The sequence below is a fragment of the Enterococcus sp. DIV0546 genome (genome assembly GCF_051712785.1).
Lineage (GTDB): Bacteria > Bacillota > Bacilli > Lactobacillales > Enterococcaceae > Enterococcus > Enterococcus faecalis.
The window spans coordinates 592,589-613,333 of the sequence record NZ_JBIOPO010000001.1 but is presented as its reverse complement, the minus strand read 5'-3'; the positions used below and the strand labels follow the sequence as shown (position 1 = coordinate 613,333).

Below are 20,745 nucleotides of genomic sequence, written 5' to 3'. Positions count from 1 at the left end.
TTTCTTTTAATTATAATGAAAAAAAGACCAGAAGAAAAGCCACACACGACTTTTCTTCTGGTTTTCTTCTTTAACGAATTAAATCAAGATTCGGATGCTCAAGAACGTGATTCACTTGTTTGACCGTTGTCAAAGGAATATCTCCTTGAATCGTATGTGCAAGGACCCCATTGACTGTGGCAAAGGTAACTGCCTTTTCTAACGACCAATTTTGGCTATAGCCATATAAAATCCCCGCCGCATAAGCATCACCAGCACCAATTCGATCAAGATTAAGAAGCGGTCTTTTTTCACTCGGTTGGTACTCATTTTGGGTATATAAATACCCACTTAAGTAGTTTTTATTTTGGGAATGACTTCTCGTTGTCCCAGCAAACCATTCCAAATTGTATTGAGACATGAAACGCTGAATCAGTTCAGTTTCTTGTGCCTCACCTTCTAAATCTTCTCGCGGAATGAAACCTAATAGCTCGACCAAATCACGTCGACTGCCAAAAACAATATCACAATAAGGTAAAATGCGTTCGTACTGTTGACGCATAAAGAGTGCGCTATTTGCTGTATTCAAACTAGGTCGATAATTAAAGTCAAAACAAACTTTCTTTTGACAGGCATGCGCCTTTTGAGCAAGTATCAAAGCAGCATCACGAGTTTTTTCAGTTAAACTTAACGAAATACCACAAATATGCACCATATCTACTTCCGCTAAAAAGGCCTCAAAATCGTAGTCCTTCGCCTCGCTGCTGCCAAAAGCACTCTGATGGCGATTTTGATAAGTTACTTGTGTGGGTCGGATTCCATAACCCATTTCTGCAAAAAAACTACCAATATGATCGCCCTTTTCTCCTACCCATTGATCTGAAATTCCTAACTTCCTTAGCGCTGCTTTGCCAGCTTCACCAAGACGATTGGCAGGTAATTTCGTAATCAATGCTGTTTCTAGTTGAAAATGAGCCAAATTTGCTAAGAGATTTACGCCAGTCCCTACAAAGTTCATTCTTAACTGCTCTGTTTGTTCTAACATTAGATACTCTGGCGGAGTGAAACGAAGCATGACTTCACCAAACGCAGCAATTTTCATCTTTGCCACCTACTTATTCAATGTGTTTTTCATCATGGTTAGTAACGTTTTCACGTCTTCTGTTCTAGTGTCCCCTGTTTCTTGATCGATAATTGAGCTGTAGACATGAGGAATGATTTTTTTAACGCCGGCATCCACCGCAATTTGAACAATTTCTTCAAAGTTTTCTAAATCAATGCCCCCTGTTGGTTCTAAATAAAAGTCATACTTGGCACAAGCTGTTGCTACTGCTTGGTATTCTTCTTTGTGAGCCAAGCCTTTCATCGGGAAATATTTAATGGAACTGCCCCCCATGTCTTTCAACAATTTGATGGCGGTTTCGATAGGCACTTCCGCCGCTGGCGCACCAGAGCTTAACGGACCTGTCGCAATGTTAACATAGCCAACTTTGCCTGTGGGTGAAACCAAGCCATTAATCACTGTTTCGTCTTGACGAAGTAAGGCCCGCGAAGCGCCGACACCTGTGAAGACTTGGTTCACGTGTTGCGGTTGTAGAACTTCTGATAAGCGAGCCACCATTTGACTTTGATTAGGATCGCCAGCTCCTAAGCCGACAGATAAAGCGTTGTTGGTTGCTGCTTGGTATTTTTTCATGTCGTCAATGGCTGCTTCATCGGTTTCATAGTTTTTTGAAAGGACGCCTAACACAACATGTCCTTCTGCTGCTTCATAACAGGCTTGGGCATTTTCTACTGAATTGGCTAAGACGTTTAAACAAATGCGTTCTTCTAAATAATTAGGTTTTAATGACATGGCTTATTTCTCCTTTGTGTCCATAATTTCTTGTAATCGTTGCACGATTTTGTTCATTTCTTCTTGATTGACAGAACGAATGTCAAATTCAATGATGCCATTGTTGGCTTGATATTCTCGCGTATAAATGGCTGGACTTTCTGCTTTTAACGCTTGGATGACTTCCTTGGCGGTTTTTCTGCCGTCCACTTTGACACTGGCGCGATAAATGTCTCGTCCAGCGCCGTCTTGGACGATTTTAGCGGTTAAATCTGACAAGTTGTTAATAGCTTCAACAAACGGTTTTAAGCGCTCTTGCATCGAAGCCCCTGATTCACTGCCATGTGCCAAGTATTCTTCCACTGCTTGCGTAAAGCCCAAGATATTGTCTTTGCCAATTTTCATTGCTCGACCAATGCCTTTACCTTGTAGGCGCACCCAGTCAATGTATTCTTTTTTCCCGACCACTAAACCGGCACTTGGCCCTTCGATGGCTTTGGCGCCGCTGTAAATCACCAAATCAGCGCCTGCTTCAGTGTATTTGAAAAGATCTTCTTCTGCTGCCGCGTCAACAATCAGCGGCACCTTGTGGCGTTGCGCCACTTTGGCCGCTTCGGCCACCGTCAGCATACTTTTTTGCACAGTATGGTGGCTTTTGATGTATAGAATGGCCGCTGTTTTTTCAGAAATCATCATTTCCACGTGTTCTGGACTGCACATGTTGGCGTAGCCAGCTTCCACCACTTGGCCGCCGCCTTGCGCTACCATAACTTCTACAGGCGTGCCATAGTCCACGTTGTGCCCTTTAGGTAAAACAATCTCTCGCTGTTCGATTTTTTCTGTATAGGGATGATACGCGTGGTACAAGCTGCCTTTTCCAATCAAGGCAGCCACCGATTGGGCAATCCCCGCCGAAGCCGAGGAAACGATTTGGGCATCTTCTACCTTCAACAAGTCGGCTAAAAAGGCCCCTGTTTGCACACTAAGTTCACTCATTTCAAAGAAATGTTCGCCGCCGAATCGTTGAGCTGCTAGGACTGCCTCCGAAACTTTGGAGACACCTAGAATGGTCATTTTGCCAGAAGCATTAATGACTTCTTTTAAGTGGAATTTTTCGTAACTAATTGTCATAGATTTGTCCTCCAATAATTGTTTTGATTGGGCGAATTTGCTCTTTGGCTACTCGTGTCAATCCATTAGAATCAGTCAATGTTTTTTCTTCTGCTTGAATCGTGAAAATCGTTAAATCAGCATCTTTACCTATTTCCAACGTGCCTTTTTGAGCTAAATGGAAATTCTCAGCAGGAGCCTTGGTTACCTTTTCAATAATTTCTGGCCAATCATAGCCGACCACACGGAGTTTTTCCATCGTTGTGGCTAAATCATAAACAGGACCATTTTCTCGGTTACGGATGTAGATATCTGTGCTAATTGATGCAGCTTTCATTCCCTCGCGCAACGCTGTTTCAGCTACGTGAAAATTGAAACTATCCGTACCATGCCCGATATCAAATACGACCCCTTTGTTGTACGCTTGCCAAGCGAAGTCTTTTATTTTATCCGTTGCTTGGTCTAAGATACCATTTTCTTTCCCATTAAAACAATGGGTTAGGACATCCCCTTTTTCCATCAAGGCTAAAATTTCATCTAAATGAGGCGGTGCTGATCCAATGTGAACCATTAAGGGAATTTCTTGGTTCTCTTGCTGAATCTGTTTGGCCAATTCTAAAGGCGTAATGCCGTTATCGCCAATAACGGTCCTACTCATACGGGCTTTAATCCCTACAACAAAATCTGGTAATTCTTGAATCGCTTTTTTGACTAAACTCGCTTGTACTTTACTTAAATCTGCGAGTTCGTCCTGAGCAACGATGCCCCATTTAGAAATATTGACTAATCCAAAAACATTTGTTTTTGCTTGTTGCGCTAAGTCATAAAATTCATGAATGTTTTCAGCACCTGTTGTCCCAGCATCAATCACTGTCGTAACACCCTTTTTGACCCCAATTTCATCTGGATAATCATAATAAAGAGCCATTTTTTCAAAACAATGAACGTGATCATCTATCCAGCCTGCGGATACATAAGTACCTGGTTCTAAGTGGATAGTTTCTTTTGCAGAACCTGAAATAGTTGCTGCAACAGCAGCTATTTTTTCCTCTTTAATTGCAATTTCAACAGGCATACCATCTACTGTCTGTCCATTTTTTATAAGTAAATCGTAGTCCATATTCTTCCCTACTTTTCTATAAATCTAAATTTTGTCCAAGGCTTAATGAATTCTAATAATACAAGTTCTTCTTCTATAATACGCCCTACTCGGTTTTTGCGTGAGTCTTGATGTGGTTCTAAAACGACTTGTAATTCATTTTTGTATTTTCCAAATGCATCATTTCCCACAACAACATCTCCAGGTTGTAGCATTGCTTGATTATCATGTGGGGGATTAGCTTCATTTTTATATTTTTTACGCACTTCTGTGGAACGAATCATCTGCTGAGTGATATCTCCACGGCGAAAATGTTGATTTTTTGTTACGATTTCTTTTTCAATTTCAGAAGTCGCTTCTTCAAAAACAATGGTCAATTCTGTTTGATAACGATTCAACTGACCCAATGCTTCTAATTCTTCGTTGGAAGCATAAGCATTTCCAATAACAACATCATCAATTAAATTTGTTGCAAATAAATGTTTAGCTTGAACAGTGACTGGCAACTGTCTATGCATTTCTAAAGTAGGTAGCCCATCATTCACATCCCAAGGACCAATTTCACCTACTTGTGATGAAATAAAAGCAGCTGTCCGAATACCTTCCTTTTTAAAACGGATGCTACATTTTTCAAAGAAATCATACGGCAATGCAGTTCCCGCTTGTGGATAAAAGTTATGACAACCATATAAGAAAGGTCGATTCGCTTCATACGTCAAAATGTTATCAAGATAAGCGACATCATTACTCATATTCAACTCAATAGCCACGCCGAATGGATTAAACGTCAACATGGCTTCTTTATTTCCATCAAACCCTGTATCCAACCGAATCCCATCAGCTCCTAATTCGCTGAAAAAAGTCAAATCATCATATGAAATTTCCAATTCATCAAAGATACTTGGAACGACATCTAAAATTGTTTCAAATCCTAAATTTTTCGCATAACTAATTAATTCTTTAAATTTTTTCTGAACCGCTTCTTTGCCATCGGTCACTTCTAACATACTCATAAAAATTCGAGTAAACCCACATTCGCTGGCTTTTTTTAAATACGCTTTATCTTGATTGATATCACTATGATCTGGATAAACTGATACACCTAATGCTCTTTTCATCTTCGTTCTCACACTCCGCTATTTTCAAATTTATTTCGAAATTTCCAAGCAATCACCGAGCTACACAGGATTGTTGTAGAGCCAACGAGCAATACTGGTTGATTTAGAAATCCGCCAATTATCATGGAAAGAGTAATACAAACTGCCGTAAAAACCAACGTCTTTACCAAACCAAATTGATAAACAACAGTAGGCAACTGCCCTTTTTCTATAATAATTTGACTAACGATAAAAAAGAAAATGAACCAAATAATCATCTTATACGCTCCTGACTTTCTTCTCTGACTTAGAAGGGGCAGGATATTCATATCAGAACACCCGCCCTAACATTTTTTAATTTTTTGCTGCTTGTTCAGCTGCTAATTCTTCTGCTTCTTTATCCAATTGTTGTTTTTCATAAACTTTGAAAAATGGATAGTAGATAGCCATTGTAATTAAGAAGTTAACAATCACTAATACTGCGGCCGAGAAACTCCAATTGGTACTCATCCAAGCAGCAATTGGTGCTGGAATTGCAAACGCTAAACGTGCAGCCATCATCGGAATTATATTAGCGACTGTTAAGAAATAAGATAACGTTGTGGTAATTAACGGTGCCACGATAAACGGAATACCTAAAATAGGATTCATTACGATCGGCGTTCCGAAAATAACTGGTTCATTAATATTAAACAAGCCTGGTAAGAACGATAAACGGCCAAGACTTTTCAGATACGTTGATTTAGAAAACATCATTAAAACAACTAAAGAAAGCGTAGTTCCAGCGCCACCAATCCAGATAAACCATTGTAAAAACTGTTCTGTAAAAATATTAGGTAACTGATGAACGTTTGCGCCATTGGTAAAAGCTTCAAGGTTTTCTGCAATCGACATATCCCAGAAAGGACGAATAACTGGGCCCATAATCGCTGGACCATGAATCCCTAAAACCCAGAAGAAACAGATTAAGAAGACTGTTAGTAAGCCGCCAAATAAACTGTTACCAGCAAGGATACCTTTAAGTGGCATTAATAACGTACTCAAGAAACCATTCAAATCAAAACCAATTACGTGGCGAATAACCCAGAATAATAAAAGAATAACTGCTCCTGGAATTAACGCAATAAATGAATTTGACACTTCAGGCGGTACGCCATCTGGCATCTTAATCATAATATCTTTTTCAATAAAGAAGCGATAAATTTCAACAGATAACAGCGCTGTTACAATCGCACCAAATAAAGAAGCTGAACCTAAATTTGCTAAATTAATATAGCGCCCTGCTGTAATGACGTTGTCAACATCTTCAAAGACACGTGTTGGTGGTGCAGCTGTTACTAAAAAGGCCATTAATGCTAAAATTCCGCACGTCAAAGAGTCAAGCTTATAACTTTTGGCCAATGATGAAGCAATCCCAAATGTTGCATAAAGTGCAAGTAACCCCATCGTATAGCGGGAAGGAATATCTAAAATTGCTTGATAAGGTTCAATCAATTTTGTGTATGCCTCAATTGGAATATTTTGAAAAATTGTAAAGAATGAGCCCACAATTGTTAAAGGCATCGTTGCAATTAATCCTTTTCTAATCGCTGTCATATGGCGTTGCGAACCAAATTTATTCGCAATCGGCATTAACTTAACTTCCATCCACTGTACAAAACCATTCATTTGTTAATTCCTCCGTTCAACTAATAAAAATAATAATTATTTCGCATTTATAATAACATAGTAACATTATAATGTAAACGCTTATTCTTATTCATGACAGAGAAAGTGCAAAACAAAAGGCTTTTTCTGATTATAAAGAAACCGGGAATATTGCACCAAAAATCATTGCGCCTAAAATTGCGCCCCCAGCGATTGGTTTTTTCCAAATGTAAAAACCTAAAGCGCCTAATGTGGCACCAATCCCAATAGGAATCGAAGCACCCGCCGCACTCAAAATAATTAACGGGCCTAAGAAACGTCCTGAGGCATTACCAGCCCCCATCATCACATCCGCACCAAAAGTGGAATTTCCTTGATTGATAGTAAATTTCCGAATCAACACAATTACGCCACCAACTGCTAACCCTAGTAGCGCACCTGTTAAAAGTGCTAAGCCAAAGTTTTCTACAGGTGCTTTAATACCCATGCTGAGGAAAATTGCAGGTACGCCAATCCCGATCCCCGTTAAAATTGAGCCACCTAAATCTAAAATCCCGACTAAAGAACCTTCTAAAATTCGTGCAAACAGGAAACTTGCACCAAATGCTGCGGCAGCGCCATAAGAACCACCATCTAAACCAGCTTTTAGCATCGCAACAATTGAAACTTCATTAAAGGCGCCCACACCATAAACTACATACATATGTGTTCCTGCAAAAATTGCCGCTGACATAATCCCGACTAAAATGGGAAAGCCCCAATCAGCATACCAAAAACTTTTGCCTTTTAAACCTTCTTGAATTTCTTGTTCTTGTTGTGCCCATTCATTTTTTTCTTGCTGTTCCATCTATGAGACCTCCTTTTTTCTATTTAACGGTGAAGACATTGTGTAAATTATTTAACCATTGAGGAATAGACAAGCGGAAACTTTCGATCATTTCTAAGTCGAACCCTCGGAAGAAGCCACTTAAAATAAATAATAAGATAATGGCACCAAGCATGCCGCGTGTCATTCGGGTCCACCCTAAATCATCGACACCTTTACCGATTAAGATCCCTAATACAACTCCTGGGACAGCATTACCCATGACTAATTGAGATAATCCGCCAAATAACGTTCCCCAGAAACCCGTCCGTTTTCCTGCATCTAAAGCCGCTAGCCAGAATAAAACGGGCATCACAGTATTGATTAAAATCGTTGCTGCAGGTACCAACACCGCAACTGCTGTTACTTGTAGCGATTCTGGAATTGCTGCAGCTGTACTATTTAAGAAAGCCACAGTCGCCATTCCTACAAAGGCCCCGACAATCCCCATTTTTTTGGGATTATGCATCGTTTTAGTGACATCTTTATCCTTTACCAATAAAATTGCTGCAGCCCAGTTAGGCACAATCCGGTGGGTCACATCTTGTGTAAAGGCCCCTGCTCCCACGGCCGAAGCCCAAGCATTAAAGAAAAAACCTAAACCAAAAGAAAAGTGTGATGCTGGATCTCCTTGTGCCGCGTTCATTTCTCCTAATGTTCTAAATGCCCCTAACCCTTGCGTTTGTGGTGCATGAAACATCCGAGCAGCGCCTGCGCCAGCTGCAAAACCTAGTAAACCACCAATAAGCAATGACTTCAGCAAAATGATTACAAATTCCATTCCTTCTTCCTCCCTTTATACGCCTCTTTTTGAAAGAAACGGAACTACTACTGCGTTCGGTTCTTTAATTGTTTCCGTTAAAAAATCAACTTCTTCGACTGCAATGGCTTGGATTTCCACTTCTACAGCTAGTTCGACATGATAAATCACTCTCTTTCTAGGAAAGAAGAAGAACAGAAATTTTTCTGTATAAACTTGTTCTTTTGCCTGACGAATAGTTACTTCTTTCGGTTCAATCCGGATGAGGACCTCTGTTGTTTCTTTTAATACTTTTTTTGAAACATCATTCAATGCACTTGCAAAAGCTTCATTCTTCTTATTACCTTTTCCAGAAACAATCACGGTTTGTGTTGACCGTTTTGTGGCATCCATAATTACCGCTCCTTTCTAAGTTACTACTTTCTATGCTCCGTGTTTCTTAATAAATGCTTCAGTTACTCGTTTACCAAGTTCTTCCTGATCCATAAAACCAAATCCAAGAACAGTTTTCCCATCGTTAATTGCTGTTACCCCTTCTTCGATTGATCGCATGCCATGTCTTTCGGGATACCCGTATTTAGTAGCAGCCGTTAACGCTCCTGCACCACCACTTCCACAGAAAGAAATGCCTAAATCAGCCTTTTCTTGTTGCATCACATCTCCTAAACGCATATCAGCGCCCATTCCTGGAACAACAACCGCGCGACCACCGGCTTGCTCCACTCCTTTTGCAACATTTTGTCCTTTTCCTAAACGATCTGCGATAACTACTGTAATCATAACTTTTCCTCCTATTAATTGTTTTGTTTAGCAACTTCAAAATGAACAGCTAAAACATACCATTCATCTTCTGATAACTGACCAATTGCTTCTGTTGTTTCTTCTGCAATTTTCAACGTTTCTGGTGTTAGTTCCGTAAATAACGTCCGATCAACACCAGCTAATGTCGTTCCTTCTCTTGAACGATTCAGCATCTCATTGAGATGGTTAATCAAAATCGTCCACTGTAATTCCGTTGGTTCAATTTGTGCTTCTGCTAATCGCGCACTGGTTTGTTTGATAATCGATTGTAGCTTTTCTGGTTCAGCACTTTGTCGAATGATCTCCTGTGCTTCCATTGCTAGTTCCATCCTCTTCCTCCTTTGGTTGTTCTAAATAATTAAGTAATGCTGAAATTTCAGCATGATTGACAGGTAACTCATTTTTAGCAAATAAACATTCAATTTGCCGAATTTCTTCTTGCCGTTCATGAGATACTTCTCTATTACAAGGAATCTCTTCGTATTGTTTATTAAACGTAATCCGATGTGTCATTAATAAAACGTGCAGTAAAAAGGCTTCTTGATATTCGCTCAGTAACTTTGTTTGAAACATTCGTTTTAACTCTTCATAAATAATATACGCTTTTACTAACAAATCTTGGCTTTGTATCCGTTCATTTTTTTCAATTACATCAGATTTCGTGGAGCGAGCGGTACCCTTCCCTTGACGTTTCCCTAATAAAATTTTATCGACCTCTTCCCGAATTAAACTTAAGTCTGTGTCCGTCAACAATGGACTAACTTTAATAAATGGGTATGTCATTTCTTCAATTGGGAAAATACTCAATACCAAATCGGGCTTTTCTGCTTGAATCACTTCAGTTGCATTTAAAACAGAAGCAAATCCTGCGAGTTCAACGTTTGGTACTTCCTCTAAAATTTTTTGTTCAATTAAACTGGTCACACCTAAGCCCGTCGAGCAAACATACACAATCCTAACAACTTTAGCTTCCTGCTGTTGTCGTTCCTGAGCTGCCAAAAAATGCAACGCAATATATGCGCAGAAAGAATCGTTGACTAACAAAACAGAACGTTGAATTAATTGTTTACAGGCACTTTGAATAGCTAAAAATAACGCTGGGTGTTTTCCTTTGATTTCTTCAGAAAACGGATTGTATTCATTAATAAATAAATGTTTTTTTGTAAAACGTAAGGACAGGTGTGCAAACAAGTTCGTAAATAATTGGCGATCATTTACAAAAGGATAATTCAGCTCTTTTGAAACGCTTTCAATCACTTGCTTTGTTAATTGAACCATATCTTGCCGTTGATGGGTTCCGAATAAATCACTATAAATATAAAAATATTCATCCGCTAATAAAGGCAAGTCATACCGTTCAAACACCTCTTGTAAAAGTAAAAGTGGTACTTCGTTCCGTTGTTCAAAGCGTGTTTTTTGCGATAACACTCGGTAAGTCCCAATTGTATGTGCCATCTGCATACGTGCTGCGGCAATTGCCACTCTCAACGTAATAGATAATATTTCGGCATAATCAAATTGATTTTGATCGAGTGGATTAATTAAATTTCGCATTTTTTTCAATGCACTACGATAACAACCTTGAAACAATGTCCCTGACCCAAATTTAATTTTAGGGATCTTTTCAGCCCCTTTTGTCTTTGTCACATAGTTCATAATTTGGTAAATATCGTATTCTGTAAGTTCTTTTTGAGTGATAAATTCCATCAGTAATCGTACATTGCTTTCTTCACCACTAATTGTAAACCCTTGCCGTGCTTGGCGAATTAAGGTTAAATCATATGCTTGCAGCAACCGTTCGACCTGTTCCAAATCACTGACAATTGTGTTTCGACTCACTAATAATTCATCTGCTAGCTGCTGTGCCGTTAAGTAACCTTTGACTGACAATAGCTGAAAAATCAATACATTGACTCGTCTTTTTTGATCAGGATAGGTTTCAAATCGATCGACATCGATAATTTCATTTTTTAACAGTAAGCGTTTAGAGTCAGGTAAATCTAGCCAGATTCCCTTATTTCGTTTTGAATAAAGTGTCTCATCGTGCTGTTCAAACCAAGCACGAATATCTTCTAAATCATACTTAATTGTTCGAACGCTGACAGTAAAGCTCTCAGCTAATTCTTGCGTGGTAATACTCCCTTCCAAATCCAAAAGCATCAATAAAATATTTATCGCTCTTTTGGACAACAACACGGTCATGCCTTGTCACCTCTTTTCTTTTCCCTTTACACTTAAAACTATAGCGTTATTTTATCTGTTCCACAACACAAAAAAGTTGCACTTATAAAAGTGCAACACTTCTCTTTTCATACAAAAAAATCCCTTAACAGTTACTACTGTTAAGGGATACCACACTATTTATTTGCATAAATAGACAGAAACCTTCTCCACAAAAGTATTCTGTCCGACACGTTACAAATCCGGTAACTGATAGCCGTACTATCGGGTGTCGTTGTGTTTGACAATCACTAGCCGTCAAAACGGAATAGCCGAAGCTATCTGATTGAGTCAACTCGTCGCATAAAACACACTTTAACACAGAATAGTTTGGATAGCAAGTGATGGTAATTATTCGTTATCGAACCATTCTTGATAAAAACCTTCAACAATTTTAACGGTTGCTATCGTTAATTCCTTCGTCATTACGGGGCTAGTTAACTTTTTGTCTTGTAAACATTGATTCACATGATTGATTTCATACGTAAATTCACTAGTGAATTGTTCAGACCATTTGACAGTGTTGCCTTGAGCATCTGTATAATAAGCACAATCTGTTTTCCAGAAATTAGGAATAACGATTTGCCCTTTTGTCCCACAGATGGTCATTTCACTAGGTATCTTTAAACCAACATTAATAAAAATATTGCCCAGCGTCCCTTCAGCAAATTTCAAAGCTAAATTACATTGACTATCCGTCGCTCCTTGCTGATACGTTGCGGTTCCCGTAACTTCTTGAATCTCTTTCCCTAATACGTATTGTAAGTATTGTAATGGATAACTTCCTGAGCCATGAAGCGCTCCACCACCCGCTTCTCTCGAGTAAAACCAGGGAATATGATCCACATTGGGATAGGCAGTAACTGACTGAACCCATAAAATCTCTCCCAATCTTCCTTCTTGAATCGTCGCCTTTACTTTTTGGGTAATTGGTAAAAAGACAGACTTCTGAGCTTCCATTAGAAAAACCCCTTGCTCCTGTGCGATTGCGAAGAGTTCTTCTGCTTCAGCAGTATTTAATGTAAATGGTTTTTCCAGTAGGACGGGTTTTCCTTGTGATAACGCAAGCTTAGCTGCTGAGTAATGTCCTTGATTGTAGGTGGGAATATAAATAATATCAATTGTTTCATCCTTACATAACTCTTCATAACTGCCATAAGCCACCGGAATCGCTAATTCTTTAGCCATTTTTTGAGCATTCTCTAAACGCCTTGATGCAATCCCGCGCACTTCAGCTTGCGCGCTTTCTCGAAGCCCTGATACAAATCTTGGGACAATTTGGGCAGTACTCATAATTCCATAACGAATTTTATCCATGTGATCGCCTCCTCTTTCACTATACGAGAAAAACGAATATTTGGAAACCATTTCAACAAAAAAAGAAACCGTTTCCCCAAAACGATTTCTTTATATGTAAATTAACGGATACCAACGCTAACTTTTAAAGCTTGATTGACCTGTTCCATCTCTTCACGAGAAAGTTGACAAACCTTGTGTAGCATTCGTTCTTTATCCAATGTTCGAATTTGTTCTAACAAAATAAGTGATGGCGTCCTGCACTCGTTATGGGGAATTTCGATGAGGACTTGCGTTGGTTGCAGCCGCTTGCTTACGTTACGGGTAATCGGTGCAACAATCAACGTTGGACTAAATAAGTTACCTTTGTTATTTTGAATAATCAGGACAGGTCGAATCCCACCTTGTTCAGAACCAACAACTGGTGAGAGATTCGCATAAAAAACCTCACCTCTTTTTATCATTCAGATTCCCTTCCCTCCTTTTCCTTTAAAAAATTATAGCATATTGTTTCTTGCAATATTTTCAACTTTTTAGCTATCCCTTAAAATATTTGATAAAACCACCCTTTAAAAGTCAAAAAAAGCTTAAACAGTCGACTCTGATATAGAGACGGCTATTTAAGCTGACTATTACATTTTTGTTAAAATACTATCCACTTTTGTATTAATTAAATCAATAGCAACGTGGTTTTCGCCACCTTCTGGCACAATGATATCTGCATAACGTTTCGTAGGTTCAATAAATTGGTGATACATGGGCTTGACGACTGTCAAATATTGTTCAATCACAGAATCCAAAGTACGGCCACGCTCTTCCATATCACGCTTGATTCGACGAATAATACGGATGTCATCATCTGTATCCACATACACTTTAATATCCATTAAATCCCTTAAGCGGCGATCTTCTAAAATTAAAATCCCTTCAAGGATAATTACTTCTTTCGGTTCTTGGATCACCGTTTCTGTACTTCTTGTATGCGCAACGTAGTCATAAACTGGCTTTTCAATGGCTTGATAATTTAACAGTTGTTCAACATGTTGAATCAATAAATCTGTATCAAACGCAAAAGGATGATCATAATTGGTATTTAAACGTTCTTCAAAACTCAAATGGCTCTGATCTTTATAATAAGAATCCTGTTCTAACATCATAATTGAATGATCGGGAAAATTATTAAAAATCGCACGGCTAACACTGGTTTTTCCGCTTCCTGATCCGCCAGTAACACCAATGATAATTGGCTGACTATCTTTCATGTATAAACCTCTTTCTTTTCAAAAACTTCATTGTCTTTTACTATTATAATGAAAACTCTGAAGAATGCCAGACCTTTTCCAAGACTTTTCATGTGATTTTTATCTTCTTATGAAAAATCTGCCCACACTTCTTTCAATTACAGTATACTTATCAATAAAAGGAGAATCCTACCTATGATTAAAAAAGTCAAAAAAGAAGCACTTACAACGGCGCATTACGCTCTTCTTTATGAGGCAGATCCCTCAAAAAAAATGGTGGCAGATTACATTACCCGCGGCATTTGCTTTGTCTATCAGGCTGAAGAACTTCAAGGAATTTTAGTCCTGTTGCCGACTCACCCACGGACATTGGAAATCGTAAACATCGCTGTCTCAGAAGAAAGCCGAGGGCGGGGCATCGGACAAGAGTTATTACATTTTGCCATTGATTTTGCCAAAAAAGAAAAGTATGATTACTTGGAGATTGGGACTGGGAGCACAGGCTTTCAACAGCTATATCTCTACCAAAAAGTCGGTTTTCGAATGACACATATTGAACCAGATTTTTTTATCCATCATTATGATGAGCCCATGATGGAAAACGGCTTGCCTTTAAAAGATATGGTTCGCTTACGGTTACATTTAAGTTAAAAAAACAACATTTCCTGTACAGGAAATGTTGTTTTTTAATGCCCAAGAATTGGTAACAACTCATCTAGCTGTTGAATCGTATAATTGGGTTGAATGGTTGGTGTTGCTGGAGCGGAGGTCGGATTGAGCCAAACAGTTTGAATTTTCGCTTGTTGGCCTCCTTGAATATCTGAATACAAAGAATCGCCAATAATCATTGTTTTTTCTCGACTAAAATTAGGGATCCGTTCAAAAACAAAATCAAAATACTCTTTCATCGGTTTTTGATAACCCACTTCTTCTGAAACAAAAATATCTTTAAAATAAGGCATTAATTTCGAATCTTCCAATCGACGATACTGTGTTTTTGCCACTCCGTTTGTCACAATATATAAATCATAATGGGGTGCTAATTTTTCCAAAATACGTTGACTATTGCCAAGCAAGTCATGTCCTTGGCTTAAATATTCTCGGTAGTTTTCTCCCATTTTAACGCTATCAACTTCTCGATTAAACGCGTCAAACAATAAACCAAACCGTGTATCAAGGAGAACATCTTTTGTTATTTTCCCTTCTTCAAATGAACGCCATAATCCTTGATTAATTCGGTGGTATGTTGACTCGACTTCAGATGTAAATGGTACATTTTCTTCTTCAAACAAGGCATGAAGCGCCTTCTTTTCAGCCAATTTAAAATCTAACAATGTATCATCAACATCAAAAAGCAATGTTTTCATTTCCGTTCCTCTTCTCTTTTCAAATTACTCGGTAACGCTTTGCTTGTTTGTTGTTTTTCAATAAAAAAATAAGGCAATAGCAATTGTAACTCTTCTCTTGTTAATGAACGATAAGCACCTAAAGGTAATTGCGGATCTAGCCGCAACGGCCCCATAGTTTGGCGTTTTAAAGCAGTCACTTTTTTCCCCACAGATAAAAACATTTTTTTCACTTGGTGAAATTTTCCTTCTTGAATAGTCAGGAAAACATGACTCTCCGTTTCAGTTGCTGCAAGAACAGTTATTTTTGCTGGCTTACATTGAATACCCCCTTGCAAAACAATTCCATCTTTAAATTTAGCACAATCTTCTGCAGAGACCAAACCATTGACTTTCACTTCATAACATTTCGCTACTTCTTTATTTGGCCGAATTAATTGATACCCTAATTGTCCATTATCTGTTAATAGAAGTAACCCTTCCGTATCGCCATCGAGTCTGCCCACTGGATAAAGACCAGGGCGTCTGTCTTGTGGTGCAATCAAATCAATGACTGTTTTTTTAGATGCATCTGAGACAGCACTAACCACACCTTTTGGCTTATTCAACATGTAGTACACATGTGTCTTATGCGAAATTAATTGTCCTTTTACTTTAATCATTTGTAATTGCGCATCGACATTTTGGCTTTCATTTAATGTCACGATGCCATCCACAGTGACCTGCTTGCCTTTGATTAATCGTTTCACCGTTTTGCGTGATCCAAACTGAAGTTCTTCTAGTAATTTATCTAATCGCATTGTTCCGCTCCATTCTGGTATTAGTATAGTGGAATCCGTTAAAGATGAAAAGTAGAAAAAGGTAATTCCTTGACGTATAAAAATATAAGTGTTACGGTTAATATGTAAAGTAAATAAAGGTTTCTCAAAAACAGCGTAATGACCTGGGAGAGAACAACGATAACAATGAACCATTCCCATGAGTGTTGCCTGGCAATATTTGTGGGGATTTTTTGATTATTGTTAGCATTTTTCTAGACAAGAACAACTGAAAAAAGAGTTTCTTTTTTCCATTATGTTTTGTTTCTGAGTTTAACCAAATCACTCATTATTTCAAGGAGGAATTAGGTTATGTCAGTACAATTAGAAGTTAAAGAAAGAGCTATCCGTCCACGTTCACTAAGAAATCAGCTACGTCACGAAGGGAAAGTACCTGCCATTGTTTACGGTTACCAAATTGAAAGTACACCAATCTATTTTGAAGAAAAAGACTTATCAAAAATTTTACGCGAACATGGTGCTAACACCGTTATTAAAATGACAGTTGATGGGAAAAACATCAACACATTAATGTCAAAAGCACAATTAGATACCTTTACTGGTCAAATGCTTCATGTTGAATTCTTATCTGTAAATATGAAAGAAACAACAGAAGTCGAAGCAGAAGTTCAATTAATTGGTGAATCTGCAGGTGTGAAAGCTGGGGGTACCTTAGCTCAAAACTTGTACACTGTTTTAGTGGCAGCCACACCAGATAAATTGCCAGAATCAATTGAAGTAGATATTACAAACTTAGAAATTGGTGATGCTCTTACAATCGCTGATTTACCTGAACACAAAGACTATGAAATTTTAACTGATCCAGAAGAACAACTAGTTGCTATTGTTGAAGCACAAACTGCTCCTGAAGAAGAAGAAGGAACAGCTGCTGAAACGACTGAACCAGAATTAGCCGAATAAAGAGTACACTTTTGTTCAGCTGATTCTCTTAAGTTTTAGAAATGGGACGTACGTTGAAACAACGTACGTCCCATTTTCTTTTTACTGCATGTCTTGATTTCTTCACATAAATGATGACACCTGCAAAGCTAGGAAGCTACAGAGGAATATTAAATTTTTGCTAATCTACGCAATATTTTCAAACGAAACAATTTCTTTTTTTTAAATTTGCAGTATACTAAAAGTAAGTAAACAAAAAGGAGGTCATCCATATGTTTGAACGTTTTGATAGTGACCGTAGCCGCTATGCTTCATTAGGTGTTGTTTCCAGCTTACCTAGTGGCTTAATTGATAGTATTTGGTTGATTATTGACTTAAATCTAAAAGGGGTTATCCCTTTAAACGACTTACTTCACTTTGATTTGTTGAACAATAATGGCAAAGTGACTGTCCATTTTTCTCAGGAAAATAGTTCAGTAGAAATGGCAATCGACTTACCATTTAGTTATTCTACGGCATATCCGTCGCGAATTTTTGCTTTTGATGATGGCCATCGTGAAACGATTTTATTACCTGCAGAAATGTTAGAATCTTAAATAATTTCAACAAAGTAGCCTCAAATTCCGATTAAACTGGAATTTGAGGCTACTTTAATTTCTTTTAGTTATTCTACAATAATTTGTTTACTACTTCCTGCGGCATTTTCAAAATTAATAGTAAAGGTTTCTGTTGCATCATCATAAGTGATTCCGTCACTTTGACTAATTACTGTGCTGTAATCTTTTGGTATTTTTAAAGTCAGTGTCTTAGTTGTTTGTGTGGGATCAGAGAAAGTATACGTTTTTCGGTGTTGTTGTGTCTTTCTCATTAAAGAAATAGCTTTATTTGAGGTAATCCCTGCTATTGTACCGCCAGTTTCTGACCAAATGTTAACCCCAAGATAGCCTTCTTCTTCTTGCTTAACTGCTTGAATTTCTTCTGTATTTGAGAGAACTTCTACTGTTTTTTTGGCAGCATATGTTTTTAAATCAGTTTCATCGATTCCTGGTAAAACTACATAAGCATAATGCTCGTTCGTTGGGTGTTGACCATGTTGAATCGTAAATGTTCGATAATCACCTACATATTCTTTATCACTTGGAAATGCTTCATTAATTGCTTTATAGGTTCCTTTTCTAGTTTCACTTTTAACATTTACCGTTGTTTCTTCTGGAAAATAATAACCCATATTAGCATTGGAATGATCCGACTTTAGTAATAACCATTGTTTTTTACTCGTTTCATTTTTCTCATGAATCTCCCCAATATTTGATAGCACTTGATACTGATAGGCATCATTTAACAAACGATTATCAACAACTGTCTCAATCGAAGCTTCTGTATCCCCTTTAATTCCTGCGCCTAATGCGATAATTTGCCCATTTAATACAAACCAAGATTTTTTAGCTTGTAGGTTCATAGGTAAAAGTTTCCCATTATTTTTGGTCCCGTCTTTATTAAGAGCCATCCCAACTACTGCCTGATTGTCTGACGTTACTCCACCAACCCATTGCTCTTTCGATGTGATTGTTGTAAATGCTGAAACTTCATCTGCCAAAGAAATGGTATCTACCGTTGTTCCTGGTAGTCGATAGGGATCTACAGTTGGCCAATAGCTGGAATTAAATTGAACCTCGTCATCATTATATACGTACATCATTCCGTCACCAGTGTGCCAGCCACGTTTATTTTCTTTATTCCCTGCTTCAAAAGATGCAGTGCGCTTTGAATACAAGCCTAGCCCAAACATATAACTAGGTGTTCGTTGGACAAATCGATCCATCGAAGCATAAAGTTTCGTGCCTGTAAAAGGAAGTTGCCCTCCCGTAATTTCTGGATTAGTTAAAAGTTGCATAGTCATCTGTAAATCATTAAAATCACGAGCATTTGTCAAATAATAATCTGGGTTCTCCTTCATCCAATATTTAACGGCTTCTTGAAATTTCTTTTGATAATTATTAGGAGCAAATTTAGCCACAATTAATAAATTATACATGGTAGTTGAGCCATAGCCTGTTTTTCCAACTGCTGGGGCTCTTGAGATGGAACGGCCATTCACAGTTGGTAGCATTTCTCCTTTATAAATCAAAGGAAGAAAGGCCCGATCAACATTTTCAACAAATTCTGTCACAAGAGTTGCATCCATTTGAAAAGATGAATCTGCTGTAATGGCCAAAATTTGTCCAACCCCTTTCACCAAAACATTTCCATACGAACCTGTATAAGGAATGTTATTGTGCTGGATAAAAGAACCATCTTGGTAAAAACCATCACCTTTTGTGACTAATTTAAATACATCGACGATACTACTGGATGCTTGGTTAATTTTCCCGCTATCCTTTTGTAAAATTCCTAACCCCAAAACAGTTAAAGCTAAGTCCGTTCGGTTCGCTCCTGATGTCACAAAATTTGGGATAAAAGCTAAATCCACAAACGTTCCTTGTGGTTTTGTATACAACTGTTTAAATGGATCTGGGACATAACTGCTCAGCGCATTTGTATAGATTTGTTGCTTTTCCGGAGAAACTTTATCCTCTAAAATCATTAGAATATTAAGAAACTTCTGTGGCACACCAATTTGCCAGTCCCACCAATTTCCATGGTACTTTTTCCCATCATATCCTTTTTGCGTTACCATAAAATCTAAGCCATCAATAATGGTTGCTGCCAATTTGTCATCTTGGTAAAGCGTACTCCCCTTCGTTCCATAGGCTAACGCTAATTTTTGCAATTTGGTAAATTGAGTCGTTAAATCAGCAGATGGCGTATTGCCAGGCTCTAGTGGCCATAAATAGCTGCGGTTCGGCTCTTTATTTATCGTTTGATCGAGTTCTGTTGCTTCATTGGAGATTTTTTGGACGTAGTCTACAAGCGCTTGGTTAGTTGAATCATATTCTTTGGAAACAAGCTGATTTCGCCATTTTTCTTTTAATCCTCGGTATTCTGCAGATGAATCGATAACAGGAATGCTACCAACGGAGCCACTTTTCATAGAAATGATATTCAGCTTTGATAGATTACCAAATAGTCTAATTCCTACAGCGCCCGTCCAGTCATCATTAATGGACGTACCATCAGGATAATGAACCTCTTCATTTTCATAAAATAATTGATCATTCAGGAATGTCTGAATTTTTTTTCCGTCATAGCGAACCAGCAGTTTATATTGTTGGCCACTTAGTAATGTTGGTCCCGGAATATTAGTTAGCCATTTACCGCCTGGTTGTCCTAATTGCCAGCGACCGTCACGATTATAAGCAAAAGATTGCCATTGACTCGTCTTTTGTTTATCTCCGCGAAAAACCAATCCAAAGTTACTTTGTCCTTCATATAAAAAGGTTAGTTCAAGATCTCCTGAAGATTGTTCGCGTGCATCAAGATTGATAGAGACAGATTCGAGGTTTGTCCCTTGCTTCGTGTTTGCGATCCATAAACCAGCAGAATCATTCTTTTTTTCTGCTGTTCCCACCAAATCTTGCCAATGCCCAACTTGATTGGGGAAATCTGAAATGTAAGAGGGTTGCTCAATCGTTTGGCTCGCTTCGTTTTCTTCTGCAAAAGTAAGGGTGGTTCCCATAAATCCACTCGTCAAAGCAGTAAACAGTCCGACCAGCATTACCCATATTTTCCTGTTTTTCATTCTTTCTCCTCCTAAAAAATTATCGTAAAACGCTTACATCCGAATTAGAGAAA

The 20,745-nt window shown here is 38.2% G+C and carries 22 protein-coding genes; 3 read left to right on the top strand and 19 right to left on the bottom strand.

The window, feature by feature from the left end; translation table 11 throughout:
• Positions 1–70: 70 nt before the first annotated feature.
• The 16 genes from IGJ24_RS02965 to udk all read right to left on the bottom strand — a co-directional run bounded on the left by IGJ24_RS02965 (position 71) and on the right by udk (position 13,970).
• On the bottom strand, positions 71–1,081 hold the full coding sequence (locus IGJ24_RS02965) for a sugar kinase (protein ID WP_194178174.1): 1,011 nt from the start codon (positions 1,079–1,081) through the stop codon (positions 71–73).
• 9 nt (positions 1,082–1,090) lie between these two features.
• Positions 1,091–1,834, bottom strand: coding sequence for a 2-dehydro-3-deoxy-phosphogluconate aldolase (gene dagF, locus IGJ24_RS02960; protein WP_048950914.1), 744 nt, complete (start codon positions 1,832–1,834; stop codon positions 1,091–1,093).
• 3 nt (positions 1,835–1,837) lie between these two features.
• Positions 1,838–2,944, bottom strand: coding sequence for a DgaE family pyridoxal phosphate-dependent ammonia lyase (locus IGJ24_RS02955; protein ID WP_002363236.1), 1,107 nt, complete (start codon positions 2,942–2,944; stop codon positions 1,838–1,840).
• Positions 2,934–4,043: an amidohydrolase/deacetylase family metallohydrolase gene (locus tag IGJ24_RS02950; RefSeq protein ID WP_002363235.1), complete on the bottom strand. Its 1,110-nt coding sequence runs from the start codon at positions 4,041–4,043 to the stop codon at positions 2,934–2,936. Before IGJ24_RS02950 ends, IGJ24_RS02955 begins: the two co-directional genes overlap by 11 nt.
• A gap of 8 nt (positions 4,044–4,051) precedes the next feature.
• Positions 4,052–5,140 (bottom strand): DUF871 domain-containing protein, encoded by a 1,089-nt coding sequence (locus IGJ24_RS02945; protein WP_002355714.1) that lies wholly within the window; start codon positions 5,138–5,140, stop codon positions 4,052–4,054.
• 8 nt (positions 5,141–5,148) lie between these two features.
• Complete coding sequence (locus IGJ24_RS02940; RefSeq protein WP_002363233.1) at positions 5,149–5,448, bottom strand: hypothetical protein; 300 nt, start codon at positions 5,446–5,448, stop codon at positions 5,149–5,151.
• A 25-nt stretch (positions 5,449–5,473) separates the two neighbouring features.
• On the bottom strand, positions 5,474–6,787 hold the full coding sequence (locus tag IGJ24_RS02935) for a PTS sugar transporter subunit IIC (RefSeq protein WP_002358780.1): 1,314 nt from the start codon (positions 6,785–6,787) through the stop codon (positions 5,474–5,476).
• A 130-nt stretch (positions 6,788–6,917) separates the two neighbouring features.
• On the bottom strand, positions 6,918–7,613 hold the full coding sequence (locus tag IGJ24_RS02930; protein ID WP_002361314.1) for a DUF4310 family protein: 696 nt from the start codon (positions 7,611–7,613) through the stop codon (positions 6,918–6,920).
• A gap of 19 nt (positions 7,614–7,632) precedes the next feature.
• Positions 7,633–8,412, bottom strand: coding sequence for a DUF4311 domain-containing protein (locus tag IGJ24_RS02925; RefSeq protein WP_002355709.1), 780 nt, complete (start codon positions 8,410–8,412; stop codon positions 7,633–7,635).
• A 15-nt stretch (positions 8,413–8,427) separates the two neighbouring features.
• A complete protein-coding gene (locus IGJ24_RS02920; protein WP_002355708.1) occupies positions 8,428–8,784 on the bottom strand; it encodes a DUF4312 family protein in 357 nt (118 codons plus the stop codon).
• 30 nt (positions 8,785–8,814) lie between these two features.
• Positions 8,815–9,171: a glycine-rich SFCGS family protein gene (locus IGJ24_RS02915; RefSeq protein ID WP_002355707.1), complete on the bottom strand. Its 357-nt coding sequence runs from the start codon at positions 9,169–9,171 to the stop codon at positions 8,815–8,817.
• A gap of 14 nt (positions 9,172–9,185) precedes the next feature.
• Positions 9,186–9,509, bottom strand: a complete 324-nt coding sequence (locus IGJ24_RS02910; RefSeq protein ID WP_002386991.1) for a PRD domain-containing protein — start codon at positions 9,507–9,509, stop codon at positions 9,186–9,188.
• Positions 9,475–11,394, bottom strand: a complete 1,920-nt coding sequence (locus IGJ24_RS02905; protein ID WP_010706696.1) for a BglG family transcription antiterminator — start codon at positions 11,392–11,394, stop codon at positions 9,475–9,477. The genes IGJ24_RS02910 and IGJ24_RS02905 overlap by 35 nt, the downstream gene beginning before the upstream one ends.
• 369 nt (positions 11,395–11,763) lie before the next feature.
• The gene (locus IGJ24_RS02900) at positions 11,764–12,729 is read right to left on the bottom strand and encodes a Gfo/Idh/MocA family protein (protein WP_435367074.1); all 966 of its coding nucleotides are present in this window, start codon (positions 12,727–12,729) and stop codon (positions 11,764–11,766) included.
• A gap of 101 nt (positions 12,730–12,830) precedes the next feature.
• Positions 12,831–13,172 carry a type II toxin-antitoxin system PemK/MazF family toxin gene (locus IGJ24_RS02895; protein WP_002355703.1) on the bottom strand — a complete coding sequence of 114 codons (342 nt, stop codon included), beginning with the start codon at positions 13,170–13,172 and terminating at the stop codon, positions 12,831–12,833.
• Positions 13,173–13,340: 168 nt separating this feature from the next.
• Positions 13,341–13,970: a uridine kinase gene (gene udk / locus IGJ24_RS02890; RefSeq protein WP_002355702.1), complete on the bottom strand. Its 630-nt coding sequence runs from the start codon at positions 13,968–13,970 to the stop codon at positions 13,341–13,343.
• A gap of 174 nt (positions 13,971–14,144) precedes the next feature.
• Here udk and IGJ24_RS02885 point away from each other — a divergent pair, with 174 nt between their 5' ends.
• Entirely contained in the window at positions 14,145–14,600 is a 456-nt protein-coding gene (locus tag IGJ24_RS02885; protein WP_289865447.1) for a GNAT family N-acetyltransferase, read from the top strand.
• A 35-nt stretch (positions 14,601–14,635) separates the two neighbouring features.
• Here IGJ24_RS02885 and IGJ24_RS02880 read toward each other — a convergent pair whose 3' ends face one another.
• A complete protein-coding gene (locus IGJ24_RS02880) occupies positions 14,636–15,316 on the bottom strand; it encodes a YjjG family noncanonical pyrimidine nucleotidase (RefSeq protein WP_016616385.1) in 681 nt (226 codons plus the stop codon).
• Complete coding sequence (locus IGJ24_RS02875; protein WP_002361308.1) at positions 15,313–16,095, bottom strand: pseudouridine synthase; 783 nt, start codon at positions 16,093–16,095, stop codon at positions 15,313–15,315. The genes IGJ24_RS02880 and IGJ24_RS02875 overlap by 4 nt, the downstream gene beginning before the upstream one ends.
• A 330-nt stretch (positions 16,096–16,425) precedes the next feature.
• Here IGJ24_RS02875 and IGJ24_RS02870 point away from each other — a divergent pair, with 330 nt between their 5' ends.
• Both IGJ24_RS02870 and IGJ24_RS02865 read left to right on the top strand, forming a co-directional pair.
• A complete protein-coding gene (locus IGJ24_RS02870) occupies positions 16,426–17,034 on the top strand; it encodes a 50S ribosomal protein L25/general stress protein Ctc (RefSeq protein ID WP_002358773.1) in 609 nt (202 codons plus the stop codon).
• Between the two features lie 251 nt (positions 17,035–17,285).
• Positions 17,286–17,609, top strand: a complete 324-nt coding sequence (locus IGJ24_RS02865; protein ID WP_002355697.1) for a DUF960 domain-containing protein — start codon at positions 17,286–17,288, stop codon at positions 17,607–17,609.
• 68 nt (positions 17,610–17,677) lie between these two features.
• On the opposite strand, the gene IGJ24_RS02860 is transcribed toward IGJ24_RS02865, so the two are convergent.
• Entirely contained in the window at positions 17,678–20,692 is a 3,015-nt protein-coding gene (locus tag IGJ24_RS02860) for a polysaccharide lyase 8 family protein (RefSeq protein WP_438775352.1), read from the bottom strand.
• Positions 20,693–20,745: the final 53 nt, after the last annotated feature.

Excerpts from the sequence above, each read along its gene's own strand:
- IGJ24_RS02965 (WP_194178174.1), bottom strand. The coding sequence starts at position 1,081 with ATGAAAATTGCTGCGTTTGGTGAAGTCATGCTTCGTTTCACTCCGCCA.
- dagF (WP_048950914.1), bottom strand. The coding sequence starts at position 1,834 with ATGTCATTAAAACCTAATTATTTAGAAGAACGCATTTGTTTAAACGTC.
- IGJ24_RS02955 (WP_002363236.1), bottom strand. The coding sequence starts at position 2,944 with ATGACAATTAGTTACGAAAAATTCCACTTAAAAGAAGTCATTAATGCT.
- IGJ24_RS02950 (WP_002363235.1), bottom strand. The coding sequence starts at position 4,043 with ATGGACTACGATTTACTTATAAAAAATGGACAGACAGTAGATGGTATG.
- IGJ24_RS02945 (WP_002355714.1), bottom strand. The coding sequence starts at position 5,140 with ATGAAAAGAGCATTAGGTGTATCAGTTTATCCAGATCATAGTGATATC.
- IGJ24_RS02940 (WP_002363233.1), bottom strand. The coding sequence starts at position 5,448 with ATGAATATCCTGCCCCTTCTAAGTCAGAGAAGAAAGTCAGGAGCGTAT.
- IGJ24_RS02935 (WP_002358780.1), bottom strand. The coding sequence starts at position 6,787 with ATGAATGGTTTTGTACAGTGGATGGAAGTTAAGTTAATGCCGATTGCG.
- IGJ24_RS02930 (WP_002361314.1), bottom strand. The coding sequence starts at position 7,613 with ATGGAACAGCAAGAAAAAAATGAATGGGCACAACAAGAACAAGAAATT.
- IGJ24_RS02925 (WP_002355709.1), bottom strand. The coding sequence starts at position 8,412 with ATGGAATTTGTAATCATTTTGCTGAAGTCATTGCTTATTGGTGGTTTA.
- IGJ24_RS02920 (WP_002355708.1), bottom strand. The coding sequence starts at position 8,784 with ATGGATGCCACAAAACGGTCAACACAAACCGTGATTGTTTCTGGAAAA.
- IGJ24_RS02915 (WP_002355707.1), bottom strand. The coding sequence starts at position 9,171 with ATGATTACAGTAGTTATCGCAGATCGTTTAGGAAAAGGACAAAATGTT.
- IGJ24_RS02910 (WP_002386991.1), bottom strand. The coding sequence starts at position 9,509 with ATGGAAGCACAGGAGATCATTCGACAAAGTGCTGAACCAGAAAAGCTA.
- IGJ24_RS02905 (WP_010706696.1), bottom strand. The coding sequence starts at position 11,394 with ATGACCGTGTTGTTGTCCAAAAGAGCGATAAATATTTTATTGATGCTT.
- IGJ24_RS02900 (WP_435367074.1), bottom strand. The coding sequence starts at position 12,729 with ATGGATAAAATTCGTTATGGAATTATGAGTACTGCCCAAATTGTCCCA.
- IGJ24_RS02895 (WP_002355703.1), bottom strand. The coding sequence starts at position 13,172 with ATGATAAAAAGAGGTGAGGTTTTTTATGCGAATCTCTCACCAGTTGTT.
- udk (WP_002355702.1), bottom strand. The coding sequence starts at position 13,970 with ATGAAAGATAGTCAGCCAATTATCATTGGTGTTACTGGCGGATCAGGA.
- IGJ24_RS02885 (WP_289865447.1), top strand. The coding sequence starts at position 14,145 with ATGATTAAAAAAGTCAAAAAAGAAGCACTTACAACGGCGCATTACGCT.
- IGJ24_RS02880 (WP_016616385.1), bottom strand. The coding sequence starts at position 15,316 with ATGAAAACATTGCTTTTTGATGTTGATGATACATTGTTAGATTTTAAA.
- IGJ24_RS02875 (WP_002361308.1), bottom strand. The coding sequence starts at position 16,095 with ATGCGATTAGATAAATTACTAGAAGAACTTCAGTTTGGATCACGCAAA.
- IGJ24_RS02870 (WP_002358773.1), top strand. The coding sequence starts at position 16,426 with ATGTCAGTACAATTAGAAGTTAAAGAAAGAGCTATCCGTCCACGTTCA.
- IGJ24_RS02865 (WP_002355697.1), top strand. The coding sequence starts at position 17,286 with ATGTTTGAACGTTTTGATAGTGACCGTAGCCGCTATGCTTCATTAGGT.
- IGJ24_RS02860 (WP_438775352.1), bottom strand. The coding sequence starts at position 20,692 with ATGAAAAACAGGAAAATATGGGTAATGCTGGTCGGACTGTTTACTGCT.